Below are 12,135 nucleotides of genomic sequence, written 5' to 3'. Positions count from 1 at the left end.
GGGCGTCGCTAGAACCGAACGCGGGGACGCCTGTGTCCGGCTTGTTTGAAAGATGCGCATTAATCGAAGCACGTCGCGTTCGGGGCGCCCGGCCCCGGACGCGGCGCTCCCCCAGAGCACCAGGAGAGACACAGGTAGGAGACCTGGCATGAAAGCTCTTCGGCTCAACCGGCTCACCATCCCGCTCATGATTGCGATGGTCCTCGCCGTGGCGTTACCCCTGCTCGTCGGCAACAAGGCGAACGCCGCCCCCGGCTTCGTCACCACCTCCGGCACCAAGTTCATGCTCGACGGCAAGCCGTTCTACGTCGCGGGCACCAACAGCCACTACCTCGGCTGGGGCACCCGTGCCGAGGTCGACTCGATGCTCGGCTACGCCGACGCGAGCAACTACAACGTCGTACGCGGCATCCTGCACTCGGTCATCGGGTCGCTGGACGGCACCACCAAGCCGCACATCTGGAACCCGGCCAGCACCGGCGACGCGTCCAACATGGGCATGCACGGCACGTACCTGATCTACTGGGACACCGCCACCAACACCTACGCGTTCAACCCGAGCACCACCAACGGGCTCGGCCGCTGGGACTACGTCATCGCCAGGGCCGGGCAACTCGGCCTGAAGCTCAACATCGCGATGATGGACTTCTGGCAGTGGGCGGGCGGCACCCAGCAGATCAACTCGTGGTACATCCCCGGCTACAACGGGTCGAACCACGCGCAGCGCTACACGTTCTTCTACAGCGACTCGCGCACCAAGCAGCTGTACAAGGACTGGGTGAGCTTCGTGCTCAACCGCACCAACAGCATCACGGGTGTGAAGTACAAGGACGACCCGACCATCTTCGCGTGGGACCTGATGAACGAGCCCGAGGTCAGCTCGGTGTCGCTGGCGCAGGGCTGGTACCAGGAGATGGCGTCCTACATCAAGGCGCAGGGCGCCCAGCAGCTGGTCACCACCGGCAGTGAGGGCTTCTACGGCGGGCAGGCGGGCTCCGACCCGAACACCGAGGCCGCCAACGTGCCGGCGATCGACTTCCAGACCTGGCACACCTACCCGACGTACCACAACATCTCCCCCGCGCAGGTCAACAACCTGATCACCCAGCACTGCGCGACGGCGGTGGCCTCCGGCAAGCCGGTCCTCATGCAGGAGTTCGCCTACCCGGCCCGCAGCGCGGCGGAGAAGGTCACCCGGTCCGGCATCTACAGCGGCTGGGCCGACACGATCTACAACAACAACGACTGCGCCGGCTGGCTGTCCTGGCGGGTCGAAGGCAAGGTCGTGCCCCCGGCGACCAGGCCGCACCCGCAGGACGACACCGTCGACCCGGCCACGTTCATCTGGCCGCCCGACAACGGCGAGGGCTTCTCCATCTACGGCGAACCCGACACGTCCAAGGCGCAGTACGACCCGGCGTACCAGATGTTCGCGACCCAGGCCGCGCGCCTGATCGCCAAGAACGGCGGCGTCCTGCCGTCGTCGCCGCCGCCGTCTCCCCCGGCCTCGCCGTCGCCGTCGCCCAGCGCGTCGCCGCAGCCGCCGGGCACCGTCAACATCGACGACTCGGTCCAGGGCACCGGCCAGAACCAGTGGAACTACAGCGGCTGGGTCCACTGCACCGCCTGCAACGAGACCGCCCCGGCGGTGTTCTACAACGCCAGCCAGAGCTGGAGCCTCAATGCCGGCGAGACCGCGACCCTGGCCTTCAACGGCACCCGGGTCGTCTACCGGGCCGTCACCGGCTCGACCCACGGCATCGCCGCGGTGTCGATCGACGGCGGCACCGAGGTGAACGTCGACCTCTACGCCGCCACCAAGACCGGCGACGTGGCGGTCTGGACCAGCCCGGTGCTGGCCTCGGGCAACCACACGCTGCGGATCCGCACCACCGGCACCAAGAACGCCAGCGCCTCCGGCACGGTCGTCACCCTCGACCGGGCCGTGGTCACCGGCGGGTCCACCACCTCCCCGTCGCCGTCCGCACCGCCCGCCTCGCCGTCCCCGTCCACGCCGCCGGCCACCGGATTCGTCAAGGGGATCAACCTCAACGGGCCGGCGGTCGTCATCGAGGGCAACCAGTGGGTCAGCCAGACCACGGCCCAGTCCACCGGGTTCACCGTGTCCGGCGGCACCGCCCACACCAACACCGTCACGCCCAGCCCGCTGCCCGATGCGGCCACCGTGGACATGCTCCACACCGGCCTGATCGGCACGGACCTGGGCACGATCTCGATGTCGCAGACCGTCGCCAACGGCACCTACCAGGTGTACGTCTGGGAGATGGAGTCGGTGCAGGGCAACACGCGCCGGTTCAACGTCACTCTGGAGGGCATCCTCAAGGCCAGCAACCTCGGTGACCTGGCGCTGAGCCACTGGCGGGAGAACGGCGCGTACACCGTGACGGTGTCCGACGGCGTCCTCAACATCAACGTCACCGGCGCGTACGGCAAGCCCGCCATCATGGGCCTGGCCATCTACCGCATCTGACCCGCCGGCCCGCCCACGTCCCACCTTCCCCCGGGCCGTGGGCGGGCCGGCCGGGCGAAGATCGCCGTTTCCGGTCACATCCTGAGGTCCGGCCTCATCTTCCGACCGGAAACGGCGATCTTCACCGTTCCAGGGCCGCCAGCCAGTCGCGGATGGCGGCGAAGTCTGCGGCCTCCAGGCCCCGGCGGGGGTCCACCCGGTGCAGCAGCGCCCGGCCCTCGTGGTGCGCCGCCACCCAGTCACGGTCGTGGTCTGTCAGCTCGTCGTCCACCCAGACAAACGCCCGCCCCGCGGCCCAGGCGACCAGCCCACGGGTCTTCCAGTGCACGCGGCCCGGCGAGTCGTCCTCGTCGTCCGGCCAGTCCACGACCGGCAGCCGCGGCAGCCCGAGCCGCGGCGCGATCACCTCGTTGGCGTCGTCCAGCCACGTCGTGGCCCACACGAGGTCGCACGGCAGCGCGGCGAGCAGGCGGCCGTGTCCAGGATCGAGCCGCGCCAGCAGCGGATGTGCGTCGTCCAGCGGCGGCTCCGTAGTGGCGGCCGGCACCGGGATGCCGAACGGGATCAGCGGCCCGTCGACGTCGAGAAAGAGCAGCGGCCGGTCCGTGGAACCCGTCATCGGCGCAGAATAGCCGCCACGCGCGCACCGGTGGGGCGTCGGCCGTGCCGGAACCGGGCCGCCGGGCGGGTGCCCGGGATTAGGCTGGATATCGGTCCGCGGCAGGCGGCGTGGCATGGCGGGATGTGATGGCTCCCCGGCTCGGCAAAGGTGTCATCGAGGACGTGGCGCAGGTCGCGGCCGGCTGCGACTCGGTGGCGCGGGCCTGCAACGCCGCGGTGTCGGTGCTGCACGGCCACACCGGTGCGGCCGTCGACGTGCTGCTGCTCGGTCCGGGCCAGCTGGCGGTGGTCGCGTTCAGCGGCGCGTGGCAGGCCCCCGCGGCGGTGCCGAGCCACTACGGGGTCGTCGGCCACGTGCTGGCCACGGGCCGCCCGGCGGCGATCGACGACGCCTCGATCGCGTACTCGGGCCTGCATGCCGGACGCCCCGTCGGCTCCGTGGTCTGCGCCCCGCTCAGCGCGCCGCCCGACCCGCCCATCGGCGTGGTCAACATCGAGTTCGACCATGTCGTCACCGACCCCGTGCTGTGGGCGGACGAGCTGGCCGAGGTCGGCCTGCGGCTGCGGCGGCGCATCGACGAACTGGGCGGCCTGCCCGCCGAGTCGCGCGCGGAGCTGCTGCTGCGCCACACCCTCGGTTTCGCCGGCGCGCACAGCGGCGGGCAGCTCGCCGAGCTGGCCTGCCGGGCCGCCGTCGAACTCACCGGCCTGGGCGGCGCGACGGTGCTGACAAGGCGCGCCACACCCCGTGGCGAGCCGCGGCATCCGCTGCGGCAGACCGCCGTGTACACCGCCGCCGGGGCAGCCGACCTGCCCACACGCGTCGCCGAGCTGCCGCCCGACGTGCTGTCGGCGCTCGTGGACGCGGTCTGCCGGCACGGGGCCTCGCACACCCTCGGCGACCCGTCCGGCGAGGACGTACGCGGCTTCGAACCGCTCGTCCAGGCCGGCGTGCGTACGCTGCTCGCCTTCCCCGTACGCGGAACGGCCCCCGACCCGCGGCTGGAGGTGGCGATGCTGGTCATGGACGAGCTGCGGGTGCGCGTCGACGCGGGCACGGTCACCGTGCTGGAGCTGCTGATGGCCAACGCCGCCGAGTGCTACGACCGCCTCGGGGCCCTGCACCAGATGCAGGCCCTGGCCGAGACCGACCCGCTGACGGGGCTGCGCCACGTCGGCCCGTTCACCGAGCGGCTCGCCGCCGCGCGGGCCGGCCGCACCGCGCTGCTGGTCATCGACGTGGACAACTTCAAACAGGTCAACGACCGGCTCGGGCACGCCGCGGGCGACCGGCTGCTCGTGGACCTGGCCACGGGCATGCGCGACTGCCTGCGCCAGCGCGACGAGCTGTTCCGGGTCGGCGGCGACGAGTTCGTCGCGGTCCTGGAGGTACGCGACGACGCCGAGGCGATCCGGGTCGCCGACCGGCTCGTGGCCGCCGCGCGGGACAGCGGCAGCGCGGTCAGCGTCGGCGTCGCGCTGCGCCGCCCCGACGAGCCCGCCGAGGCGACGCTGCGCCGCGCCGACCTGGCCATGTACACGGCCAAACAGGACCCGCAGTACGCGGTGTGGCCGGCCGGGTGACCGTGGAGACTGGACGCATGCCCGGCATACCGTCCCCGACGTTCTACCACCGCTGGCTGGGCTGGCACGCCCCCGCGCTGCGGCGCGCGGCCGTCGTCGCCTGCCTCGGGCTGCTGGCGGGGGCGGGGCTGGCGATGACCACGACCTGGGAACTGGCGGCGATCGGCGGCTGGAACGTGATGGCGCTGACGTTCCTCGCCGCGACCTGGCCGATGATCCTGCGGGCGAACGGCACGACGACCCGCAAGCTCGCGGTCCGGGAGGACGAGAGCCGCGGCTCCGCCACGCTGCTGCTGCTCGCGGCCAGCGTGGCCAGCCTGACCGGGGTGTTCGTCGCGCTGCGCCTGGCCGGGCTGTCCAGCGGCTCGCTGCGCGGGCTGTACGTCGCGATCGCCGGGTCGACGGTGCTGGTGTCGTGGGTGGTGGTCAACACGGTGTTCACGCTGCGCTACGCGCACCTGTACTTCCGCTCGCCGGGCGGCGCGATCCAGTTCGGCTCGGAGCAGTCCGACCAGCCCGACTACCGCGACTTCGCCTACGTGGCGTTCACGATCGGGATGACGTACCAGGTGTCGGACACGACGTTGCGCGACCGGCGGGTACGGCGGACGGTGCTGGTGCACGCGCTGGTGGCGTACCTGTTCGGGGTGGTCATCGTGGCGGGCGCCATCAACCTCATCGCCGGCCTGGTCCGCTGACCACCCCGGCGGTCAGCCCCAGATCGCCGTCGCCCACTCCGGGTGGTCGATGAACGGGTTGCGGTTGCCCTGCCAGCTGTCGAAGATGACCTGGTTGCGGCGCTTCTCGAAGGCGTCCGGCGGGTCCTGCAGGTTCCACTGCAGCAGCACCGACAACTTGCCGATGTACGGCACCGAACCGTTGCTGGTCGAGTTGTTCAGCTCCAGGTTCGGCCAGCCGTCCTCACCCTCGTACCGGATGGCCATGTACATCAGCATCCGGGCGACGTCGCCCTTGACCGCGTTGCGCGGCTCCCACGAGTCGGTGTCGGTGTAGTTGCCGGGCGCCTCGCCCACCGCGGAGCCACCGAGGTCGAAGTCCTTGTTGCCGCGGGTGGAGTTGACCGTCACGTCCTCGGGCCGCAGGTGGTGCAGGTCGGTGCCGGGGCCGGTCGCGGTGCCGAAGTCGCCGTGCGACTGCGCCCACACGTGCTCGCGGTTCCAGTCGTTGACCCCGCCGCCGTTGGTGGTCTTGCTCTGCGAGCGCCCGCTGTAGATGAGGATGACGTTGTCGGCGTTGTTGGGGTCCTGGTCGGTGGCCTTCAGACCGTCCCACACCTGCGCGTACGTGATCTTCGTCTGCACCTTGATGATGTCGTGCAGCGCGGTGCGCAGCGCCGGGCCGGTCTTGCCGAGCGCGCTCGCGTAGTACGTCGGGTCGTACGGTCCGCTCGACGCGCTGGGCGCGGGCGACGGCGTCGAGCCGCCGCCGAGGCTCATCGCGGTCGGGTCCTTGAGCCCGCCGTGGGAGAAGTACGCCGTCAGCGTCCCGGTGACGGTCACCTGCCGGCCCATCAGCCCGGGGTTGCTCTGCAGCCCGAAGGCACTGCGGTAGGCGGCGGTGACCTGCACGTACAGCATGCGCGAGGTGCTCGACTCGGCGGCCGAGTCGGCGATCGCGATCGCGGTGTCGCCGGTGAACCCGGACTTGATCACCGTGTTCGTCGCGGTGGGCTGCCCGACGATGTAGCCGAGCACGGTGGCGGAGCGTCCGTCCTGTGCGGACAGTGCCGCCGCCACGGTCAGCGGAGCCGCCGCCGAAGCCGACATGGTGGCGACGCCCGTGGCGACGGCGACCGCGGCGGCCAGCGCGACGGCGAGCCGCTTGCCGCCGACGGAAGTCAGCTTCGACATATTCATGGCCAGAATGCTATGGGTCGCGGCGCACGGGCAGAAGAGCCGAGCTGTCGCATCAAGACAGTTCACTCTCCCGGACCGCGTTCGCACTGGTCCGGGGACCATTCCAGTTTGGTCATAGCGTGATGAGGGGCCGCACGATGCCCCCACCTTGCCGGGCAGGTGCACGGGATGACGAACAGGATCAGGCACCGCTGACGCGGTGGCGGCTCCATACGCCGGTGACCAGGTCGAACGGGCCGCTCTGCTCGGTCATCGGCGGGCACCCGCGGCGAAGGCCGACGACCGCTGCTCGTGTTGCCGGCCGTTCCTATGCTGACGCGCCGCGCCCGCCTGCTTGAGCCGGTGCAGCTTAGGCGCGCATCCTGGGCGCGTGACGCCGCCGTCTCGCCACGACGGCCACCCGGCGGCGGCCGATCAGGCCCCCCGATCGGCCGGTCGCGGAGACAATGGTGCCGGAGGGGAGTGATCGTGTCGATCGGGCAGGGAACGCTGCGGGTGACGCTGGCCCACCCGCACCTCACTCGGGTATACCGGACGAGCACGCCGCGGTTGAGCATCGACGGGGTGGACCAGCTCGTCCGGAGCTGGGGCATCCACACCGTGGCCGTCGCCGCCGGGCCGCACCGGGTCGAAGTGCGGGTGGTCCACAGGAACGGCGAGCCCTTCGGCCAGGCCGAGGCGAGCGCCGTCGTCGAGCTGGGCGGGCAGACGGTCGTGGAGTACCGCGCACCCCGCTTCCGCCGCCACGGCAGGATCATGATCGTCAGACCGGTGTCGCCGCCTTGACACCATGAGTAGTGATCACCATGGTCACGGTTCGAGGAGGTCGGGCCTCGGACCGTACACCGTGCCGCGGCTTCTCCGGGCCAGCCACAGCCGCCAGGCATAGGGCGGATGGGTGATCGACGGCCAGGCGGTCGACGTGAAGGTACGTTTCACCCACGACGCCATCTGCCCAGGACCGTGGAGCGTCACCGCGATGTGGTCGCTGCCGAGTTCGGCCGTCCAGTTGTTCACCACCCGGTGCAGGAGGATGCTCGCGGCGGCGACGCCCCAGATCCACGGCGTGAAGGTGAGGACGGCGGGCAGGATGAGGCTGCGCTCCCGCCAGCGGGCGGCCGCGCCCCGGGCCGGGTCCTTGCGCAGCAGGTGGGCGAGTTCGCGCGCGATCACGTAGCCGGATTCGGCGGGCCGGTGGAAGACCTCGCGCGAGACGCCGATGCGCGCCCAGGAGCCGATGCGGATCGCGTGGTCGTCGAGGCGGTAGTCGTCGCGAAGCCAGATCGCGCAGCACGCCCTCGTGCTTGAGCCGATGAGAGTGCCCGAAGGCCGCGTCGAGCAACGCCTTCGCATCGGCGGTGTAGGGCACCGCGCCCTTGCGTTCGGCCGGGTGGCTCGGCGGACAGCGGGACTGCAGCTCCCGCGTACCGCCTCGAAGGTGATGCCCTGCTGCGCCAGCGCCCGGATCGCGGCGTCGGCGTGGTCGGTGAGCAGGCCGAGGAGCAGTGTGCCGCTGTCGAGGCTGTCGTAGCGCAGGCCGCGTGCCGCCTGCTGCGCCATCACCAGCGCCTGGCGCGCCTCCTCGGTCAAACGGTTGAGCATGGCCCCGCCCCTGGGTCCCGCGCATCCTGCCACAGTCGCGAAAGGCCCGGGGGGTAGGCGTGGGCCGGCCACCGTCACCGGCGGCCGGCCCGCGACGCGACTACTTGGCGTCGGTCAGGTCGACGATGGCCCGGGCAGCGCGGAAGTACGGGCTGCGGCCCAGCTCGCCGATCGTCTTGACGCCCAGGGCGTCCTTGATCGCGGCGGCGGCACGCTCGCTCACACCCGCGAGCGCGGCGACCGGCGCGTTGACGATCTCCTCCAGGGGCTTGTCCTGGTACTCCTTGTCCAGCAGCTTGGCGAGGTCGGCGGAAACCGGCATGGCAACTCCTTCGTCGTCAGTGGTCCGATGGGGAGCCGGACCCACCCCGAGATCCTTTCACTACCGTCGACAGGGCTGCCGATCGGCCCGGAATGGATGGCGCACCACAGCGACGCGCAATGCGACGCAACCCGCTGACCTGCCACAACGCCGAATGGGACGCGATCTGACAAGCGCCTATGCAGCAGAATCCGGGATCACACCATGCCAGAATCGATCTCAGGAGGGAGGTTCATATGTATGCGACCGTACGTCGTTACGAAGGAGTGACCGACCCCCGTGAGGCGGCACGACGCGTGGCGGAGGGGTTCGTTCCGATCATCAGCGCCGTTCCGGGTCTGCTCGCCTACTACTGGGTCGACGCCGGAAACGGCGTGATGGTCTCGACGAGCGTCTTCGCGAGCCGGGACGGCGCGGACGAGTCGAACCGGATGGCGGCCGACTGGGTGAAGGACAACCTGGCGTCACTGCTGCCGAACCCGCCCCAGATCAGCGCTGGGGAGGTCGTGGCTCACCGGGCGCAGTGAGTTCGGGGGCCGGATACCCGACGTCCAGCCTGGCGAGTCTCGCCTGCGCGTCGGCGAGCAGTGCCCGCAGCCGGTCGGTTTCCGCCTGGGCCTGCTCGCGCTCGCCCGCGACGATGCGCTCCGCGGCGGCGTACGCCTCGGGGACGTCCAGCGCACCCACGGTGCGCAGCGCCGCGGCCGTGTCGAGTTCGCGCGGCGCGGCCAGCTCCGTCCGCCCTCGGGTCGCCAGGACCCGCCAGGTCCCGCCGGCGTATGCCAGCGTCACCGTCAACGGCGGCACCGTCTCCGGCACGTCGAACGCAGTGCTGGTGTCGTCGAGCTGCTTCCACGTCCGGTACCCGAACACCGGGCTCAACGTCGCGGCCAGCAGCACGAGCCCGCACACCACCAAGCCGGCGGTCAGCCCCGCCCCCTGCGCGAGCCACCCGCCGACCAGGCTCCCGACCGGCAGCCCCGCGTACGCGAACGCCGCCGCCAGCCCGAACACCCGCGCCTGGTAAGCCGCCGGGACCCGCTGGTACAGCACCGCCCCGATGATCGGGTTCACCGCCGCCAGCCCGACGCCCGACAGGAACAGCACCGTCACCACCACGGGCAGCTCGTCGGCGAACGCCAGCACCAACATCCGCGGCGCGCCACCGACCAGGTATCCCGCCGTCAGCGTCAGGTAGCGGGGCAGCCGCTTGGCCATGGCGGTGAACGCGATGTTGCCGACCACGGCCCCGAGCGCGAACGACCCGAACACCACGCCCAGCCCGGCCGGTGTCCCCAGTCGCTGGCTGACCCACAGCGGCACGAACACCACCTGATGCGCCTGCGTGGCCAGGTTGCTGACGAACAGCATCACCAGCACGCCCAGGATCAGCCGGTCGTGCCCGAGGTAGCCGAACCCGCCGCGCAGCGACTCCAGGTACGGCTCCCGCGGGCCGGGTTCGTCCGCAGCGGCCACCGGCGGCGGCATCCGCACCAGTGCCGCGACGATCAGCCCGGACGCCGCGAACGTGGCCGCGTCCAGGCCCATCACGGTCAGCGGGTCCGTCCACGCGATGAGCAGCCCGCCGACCGGTGCCCCGATCAGCGTGGTCAACCGGCCGATGCCGTCGTACAGGCCGGTGATCCGGGTCGTCTCCGCCCCGGCCTGCTCAATCATCGGCCGCAGCAGCACGGCCCGCGCCCGGTCGCTGAGCCCGCGCAGCGCGCCCGCGACGGCGACGAGCACCAGCAGCGCCGCGAACCCGAGGTCGCGGTAGCCGAGCACGAGGCCCATCAGCGCGACCGCGCTGAGCAGGTCGGCATCGACGGTGACCCGCCACGCGCCGAGCCGGTCGATCCACGGCGCGCCGAGCACGCCGACGGCCACGTACGGGACCATCTCCGCGGCGGCGACCAGGCCCATCATGGTGGGGCTGCCGGTCTCGACGAGCACGAGCCACGGCAGCGCCACGAAGGTCATCTTCGTGCCGACCTGCGAGATCGTCTCGGCGAGCAGGACGCCGACGAGGCCGCCGCGGCGGCGCGGGACGGCCTCGGCGGTCACGCCGTCGCCGGGGCCGTGGCCAGGTAACGGGCCCGCAGCTCCTTCTTGTCGATCTTGCCCATTGCCGTGAGCGGCAGGCTGTCCACGAATTCGACGGTGCGCGGCGCCCACATCTCGTTGAGTTCGGCGATGACGAAGTCACGCACTTCGTCGGGGGTGACGCCGGAGCCGGGTTCGACGACGGCGTACGCGTGCACGGCCTCGCCGGTGTCGTCGGCGGGCACGCCGATGACGGCCGCCGCGCGGACCTGCGGGTGCGCGACGAGCGCGTCCTCGACGGGGCGGGTGTAGATGTTCGTGGACCCGTACCCGGTGATGATCATGTCTTTGAGGCGGTCGACCAGGAACAGGTAGCCGTCGGCGTCGAGGCGGCCGACGTCGCCGGTGCGCAGCCAGCCGCCGGACAGGGTCTGCGCGGTCAGACCGGGCTCGCCGAAGTAGCCGTCCATCATCAGGCTGCCGCTGATCCAGACCTCGCCGGTCTCCCCGGCGGGCAGAACCGTGCCGTCGGCGGCGCGGATCTCGACGCGCATGTCGCCGAACGGCAGGCCGCAGGAGCCGAGCCGTTCCGGGTGCGCCGGGTCGACGGTGAGGTTGGGCTGGGCGGTGATGAAGGGCGCCTCGGTCATGCCGTACACCGGGCGCAGCACCGGCCCGAAGCGCTCGACGGCCTGGGCGAGCCGGGCCGGCGCGGCGGCGCTGCCGCCACACGAGATCATCTGCAGCGTGCTGGTGTCGGTGTCGGCCAGCCGCGGGTCGTCGAGCAGCTGGTAGAGCAGCGGCGGCGGGAGCAGGATGCTGGTGATCCGGTCCCGGGTGATCGCGTCGAGGAACGGCTGCGTGTCGTACCGGTCGTGCATGACAAGGGTGCCGCCGGTGAACAGCGTCATCAGCACCGGCACCTGCGCGCTGACGTGCCAGAACGCCGACACAGCGAGGTGGCGCAGGTGGTGCCCGCCGGAGGCGGTCCAGTGGTCGGAGAACAGCATCAGGGTCTGGAAGAACGAGTGCCGGTGCAGCACCAGCTTCGGTGTGCCGGTCGTGCCGCCGGTCTGGAACAGCGAGTGCGGCTCGGCGTCCGGGCCGTCCCGGCCGATCGGCGGGGCGTCGACCGGCGGGCGGGCGAGCAGGTCGGGCCCGAGGCCGCCGCCGCCGAAGCACAGCACCGACAGGTGCGGCACCTCGGCCAGCAGCTCGCGGCCGAGCTGATCGTGGGTGCGGGCGTCGTAGACGAACACGTCCGCCTCGGCCAGGCGCAGGAACTCGACCCGGTGCCGGTGCGGCGCCGACGGGATCATCCACACCGAACGGCAGCCCAGCAGGTGCAGGCCCAGCTGCAGGAAGATCGCCTCGTGCGGGTTGCCGACCAGGATCGCCACCGACGTGCCCGCGTGCACCCCCTGCTCGTGCAGGGCGTTCGCCATGGTCAGCACGGCGGTGCGCAGCTCCTGATAGGTCAGGGTGCGGCCGGGGGCGCAGATGGCCTCGGCGTCTCCGTAACCGGCGAACTGGTCCAGCGCACGCCACACATAACTGCGGGCTGCCACGTCGTTGTCCACAGCCGAGGCCCCTTC

General features: G+C 71.4%; 11 protein-coding genes. 5 read left to right on the top strand and 6 right to left on the bottom strand.

All coding sequences use genetic code 11. The features are described from left to right. Positions 1 to 148 precede the first annotated feature (148 nt). The gene (locus ACFQO7_RS25930) at positions 149 to 2,491 is read left to right on the top strand and encodes a glycoside hydrolase 5 family protein (RefSeq protein ID WP_376808806.1); all 2,343 of its coding nucleotides are present in this window, start codon (positions 149 to 151) and stop codon (positions 2,489 to 2,491) included. A gap of 121 nt (positions 2,492 to 2,612) precedes the next feature. Here ACFQO7_RS25930 and ACFQO7_RS25925 read toward each other — a convergent pair whose 3' ends face one another. Beyond that, positions 2,613 to 3,110: an HAD domain-containing protein gene (locus ACFQO7_RS25925; RefSeq protein ID WP_376808805.1), complete on the bottom strand. Its 498-nt coding sequence runs from the start codon at positions 3,108 to 3,110 to the stop codon at positions 2,613 to 2,615. 110 nt (positions 3,111 to 3,220) lie between these two features. Here ACFQO7_RS25925 and ACFQO7_RS25920 point away from each other — a divergent pair, with 110 nt between their 5' ends. Together ACFQO7_RS25920 and ACFQO7_RS25915 are read left to right on the top strand one after the other, a co-directional pair. Continuing rightward, complete coding sequence (locus ACFQO7_RS25920) at positions 3,221 to 4,696, top strand: GGDEF domain-containing protein (protein ID WP_376808804.1); 1,476 nt, start codon at positions 3,221 to 3,223, stop codon at positions 4,694 to 4,696. 17 nt (positions 4,697 to 4,713) lie between these two features. Continuing rightward, complete coding sequence (locus ACFQO7_RS25915) at positions 4,714 to 5,394, top strand: DUF1345 domain-containing protein (protein WP_376808803.1); 681 nt, start codon at positions 4,714 to 4,716, stop codon at positions 5,392 to 5,394. 12 nt (positions 5,395 to 5,406) lie between these two features. Here the strand turns inward: ACFQO7_RS25915 and ACFQO7_RS25910 are convergent, their stop codons facing one another. Beyond that, the gene (locus tag ACFQO7_RS25910; RefSeq protein ID WP_376808802.1) at positions 5,407 to 6,573 is read right to left on the bottom strand and encodes an endonuclease; all 1,167 of its coding nucleotides are present in this window, start codon (positions 6,571 to 6,573) and stop codon (positions 5,407 to 5,409) included. Between the two features lie 468 nt (positions 6,574 to 7,041). On the opposite strand from ACFQO7_RS25910, the gene ACFQO7_RS25905 reads away from it, so the two are divergent. Beyond that, positions 7,042 to 7,359, top strand: a complete 318-nt coding sequence (locus tag ACFQO7_RS25905; RefSeq protein ID WP_376808801.1) for a hypothetical protein — start codon at positions 7,042 to 7,044, stop codon at positions 7,357 to 7,359. A 24-nt stretch (positions 7,360 to 7,383) separates the two neighbouring features. Here ACFQO7_RS25905 and ACFQO7_RS25900 read toward each other — a convergent pair whose 3' ends face one another. Further along, positions 7,384 to 8,175 (bottom strand): Clp protease N-terminal domain-containing protein, encoded by a 792-nt coding sequence (locus ACFQO7_RS25900; RefSeq protein ID WP_376808800.1) that lies wholly within the window; start codon positions 8,173 to 8,175, stop codon positions 7,384 to 7,386. Positions 8,176 to 8,275: 100 nt separating this feature from the next. Continuing rightward, positions 8,276 to 8,497, bottom strand: a complete 222-nt coding sequence (locus tag ACFQO7_RS25895) for a hypothetical protein (RefSeq protein ID WP_360534892.1) — start codon at positions 8,495 to 8,497, stop codon at positions 8,276 to 8,278. 296 nt (positions 8,498 to 8,793) lie between these two features. On the opposite strand from ACFQO7_RS25895, the gene ACFQO7_RS25890 reads away from it, so the two are divergent. Beyond that, complete coding sequence (locus ACFQO7_RS25890) at positions 8,794 to 9,024, top strand: hypothetical protein (RefSeq protein WP_360534894.1); 231 nt, start codon at positions 8,794 to 8,796, stop codon at positions 9,022 to 9,024. Here ACFQO7_RS25890 and ACFQO7_RS25885 read toward each other — a convergent pair. Both ACFQO7_RS25885 and ACFQO7_RS25880 read right to left on the bottom strand, forming a co-directional pair. Next, entirely contained in the window at positions 8,987 to 10,561 is a 1,575-nt protein-coding gene (locus ACFQO7_RS25885) for an MFS transporter (protein WP_376808799.1), read from the bottom strand. The two genes, ACFQO7_RS25890 and ACFQO7_RS25885, sit on opposite strands and share 38 nt — an antisense overlap. Continuing rightward, the gene (locus ACFQO7_RS25880) at positions 10,558 to 12,120 is read right to left on the bottom strand and encodes a class I adenylate-forming enzyme family protein (RefSeq protein ID WP_376808798.1); all 1,563 of its coding nucleotides are present in this window, start codon (positions 12,118 to 12,120) and stop codon (positions 10,558 to 10,560) included. Before ACFQO7_RS25880 ends, ACFQO7_RS25885 begins: the two co-directional genes overlap by 4 nt. Positions 12,121 to 12,135 lie beyond the last annotated feature (15 nt).

The sequence above is a fragment of the Catellatospora aurea genome (assembly GCF_042663325.1).
GTDB classification, from domain to species: Bacteria; Actinomycetota; Actinomycetes; order Mycobacteriales; family Micromonosporaceae; genus Catellatospora; species Catellatospora aurea.
The sequence above is the reverse complement of the archived record's forward strand: the minus strand, read 5'-3'. Positions and strand labels throughout refer to the sequence as shown.